General features: G+C 64.3%; 1 protein-coding gene. It reads right to left on the reverse strand.

Annotated elements, in window-relative coordinates; genetic code table 11:
* Positions 1–3,637: beta strand repeat-containing protein (locus tag AC3WLT_RS08000; protein ID WP_492591348.1), on the reverse strand; the 3,637-nt coding region annotated here is incomplete at both ends.

The following is a 3,637-nucleotide window of genomic DNA, read 5'->3' on the forward strand; positions in this document are numbered from 1 at the left end:
GCGTCGTGCCGCCAGGGCCCGCCAGCGTCGCCGACGTGTAGTTCGGCGTGCCGTCCGCATTCTTGTCGTACGTCACTGCAGCAATCGTCTTGCCGTCCTCGCCGATCAGGCCCGTCGACTTCAGTTGCGACACGTTCACCGCGTCCCGCTCCGCCACGCCAGCCTTCACGTTCGACAGAATCGTGCCGCCCTCACCCGCCAGCGTTGCCGACGTGTACTTCGGCGTGCCGTCAGCATTCTTGTCGTACGTCACTGCAGCCAGTGCCTTGCCATCGTTGCCGATCAGGCCCGACGACTTCAGCTGCGACACGTTCACCGCATCCATGTCGGCCTTGCCGGCCTTCACGTTCGACAGCATCGTGCCGCCAAGACCCGCCAGCGTCGCCGACGTGTAGTTCGGCGTGCCGTCCGCATTCTTGTCGTACGTCATTGCAGCAATCGTCTTGCCGTCCTCGCCGATCAGGCCCGTCGACTTCAGTTGCGACACGTTCACCGCGTCCCGCTCCGCCACGCCAGCCTTCACGTTCGACAGAATCGTGCCACCCTCACCCGCCAGCGTTGCCGACGTGTACTTCGGCGTGCCGTCCGCATTCTTGTCGTACGTCACTGCAGCCAGTGCCTTGCCATCGTTGCCGATCAGGCCCGACGACTTGAGCTGCGACACGTTCACCGCATCCATGTCGGCCTTGCCGGCCTTCACGTTCGACAGCGTCGTGCCGCCAAGACCCGCCAGCGTCGCCGACGTGTAGTTCGGCGTGCCGTCGGCGTTCCTGTCGTACGTCATTGCAGCAATCGTCTTGCCGTCCTCACCGATCAGGCCCGACGACTTCAGCTGCGAAACGTTCACTGCGTCCTTGTCTGCCTTGCCCGCCGCGACATTCGACAGCGTCGTGCCGCCTGCTCCGTCCAGCGTCGCCTTCGCCTTCGACGCATCGTCGTATGACACCGACAGCGGATTCATGCCGCCTTCCACGTCGCGAATCGCACCGGCCAGCTGATCGACGTTCACTGCATCCGTACCGGCCGTACCCTGCGCGACATTCGACAGCTTCACCGGGCTCACGGACTTTCCACCGCCCAGCGTTACCGAACCGTAGTTCGTCGTGCCATCGGCCTTCCTGTCGTACGTCACCGCAGCAATCGACTTGCCGTCGTCGCCGATCAGGCCCGAGCCCTTCAGCTGGCTCACGTTCACCGCGTCCTTGTCCGCCACACCAGCCTTCACGTTCGACAGGATCGTGCCGTCCGTGCCGCCCAGCGTCGCCTTCGCCTTCGACGCATCGTCGTATGTCACGGCCAGCGATTGGCCCGTCGTCGGGTCGATCACGCCACCGTCCTTCAGCGAGTCACGCAGGTCGCCAATGTCCTGGTTCGTCGCGTACAGCTGCGAACCGTTCACCGCGTCCTTGCTCGTCGCCGACAGCACGCCATCGGCCACGTTGTGGATCGCCACCGGCGTACCGGCGTTGCCCAGCGTGATGTCCGACTTCGTCGCGTCGTCGTACGTCACGCCCAGCGACGTCAGATTGCCCGAACCGTCTTCGCCAACCAGGCCCGTGCTCTTCAGCTGGCCAAGGTTCAGCGCATCGCCGTCGTCCGTTGCATTCGCGACGTTCTTCAGCTGCGTGCCGTTCACACCAGCGAGCGTCGCCGAACCGAGATTCGTCGTGCCGTCGGCGTTCCTGTCGTACGTCACTGCAGCAATCGACTTGCCGTCCTCACCGACCAGGCCCGACGACTTCAGCTGCGACACGTTCACCGCGTCCATGTCCGCCTTGCCCGCCGCGACATTCGACAGCGTCGTGCCGCCTGCTCCGCCCAGCGTCGCCTTCGCCTTCGACGCATCGTCGTACGACACCGACAGCGGATTCATGCCGCCTTCCACGTCGCGAATCGCACCGGCCAGCTGATCGACGTTCACTGCATCCGTACCGGCCGTACCCTGCGCGACATTCGACAGCTTCACCGGGCTCACGGACTTTCCACCGCCCAGCGTTACCGAACCGTAGTTCGTCGTGCCGTCGGCCTTCCTGTCGTACGTCACCGCAGCAATCGACTTGCCGTCCTCACCGACCAGGCCCGACGACTTCAGCTGCGACACGTTCACCGCGTCCTTGTCCGCCACGCCGGCCTTCACGTTCGACAGGATCGTGCCGTCCGTGCCGCCCAGCGTTGCCTTCGCCTTCGACGCATCGTCGTATGTCACGGCCAGCGACGTCATGCCCTTGTTCGGATCGTTCGGGTCGACCTGCGCCACCAGACCGGCTTCCTTCAGCTGGCCAAGGTTCAGCGCATCGCCGTCGTCCGTTGCATTCGCCACGTTCTTCAGCTGCGTACCGTTCACACCGGCCAGCGTCGCCGAACCGAGATTCGTCGTGCCGTCGGCGTTCCTGTCGTACGTCACCGCAGCAATCGACTTGCCGTCCTCACCGATCAGGCCCGAGCCCTTCAGCTGCGATACGTTCACCGCGTCCTTGTCGGCCACACCAGCCTTCACGTTCGACAGGATCGTGCCGTCCGCGCCGCCCAGCGTTGCCTTCGCCTTCGACGCATCGTCGTATGTCACGGCCAGCGATTCGCCCGTCGTCGGATCGATCACACCGCCGTCCTTCAGCGAGTCACGCAGGTCGCCAATGTCCTGGTTCGTCGCGTACAGCTGCGAACCGTTCACCGCGTCCTTGCTCGTCGCCGACAGCACGCCATCGGCCACGTTGTGGATCGCCACCGGCGTACCGGCGTTGCCCAGCGTGATGCTTTCCTTGTCGCCGTTGTCGTACGTCACGGCCAGCGACGTCACGCCCTTGTTCGGATCGTTCGGATCGACCTGCGTCACCAGACCGGCTTCCTTCAGCTGGCCAAGGTTCAGCGCGTCGCCGTCGTCCGTTGCATCTGCCACGTTCTTCAACTGCGTACCGTTCACACCAGCCAGCGTCGCCGAACCGAGATTCGTCGTGCCGTCGGCGTTCCTGTCGTACGTCACTGCAGCAATCGACTTGCCATCCTCACCGACCAGGCCCGACGACTTCAGCTGGCTCACGTTCACCGCGTCCATGTCAGCCTTGCCGGCCTTCACGTTCGACAGGATCGTGCCGCCTGCTCCGTCCAGCGTCGCCTTGGTCTTCGATACATCGTCGTACGACACCGACAGCGGATTCATGCCGCCTTCCACGTCGCGAATCGCACCGGCCAGCTGATCGACGTTCACTGCATCCGTACCGGCCGTACCCTGCGCGACATTCGACAGCTTCACCGGGCTCACGGACTTTCCACCGCCCAGCGTTACCGAACCGTAGTTCGTCGCGCCATCGGCCTTCCTGTCGTACGTCACTGCAGCAATCGACTTGCCGTCGTCGCCGATCAGGCCCGAGCCCTTCAGCTGGCTCACGTTCACCGCGTCCTTGTCCGCCACGCCGGCCTTCACGTTCGACAGGATCGTGCCGTCCGTGCCGCCCAGCGTTGCCTTCGCCTTCGACGCATCGTCGTATGTCACGGCCAGCGACGTCACGCCCTTGTTCGGATCGTTCGGGTCGACCTGCGCCACCAGACCGGCTTCCTTCAGTTGGCCAAGGTTCAGCGCATCGCCGTCGTCCGTTGCATTCGCCACGTTCTTCAGCTGCGTACCGTTCTCGCCGGCCAG

This window comes from Paraburkholderia sp. FW306-2-2C-D06C (genome assembly GCF_058781505.1).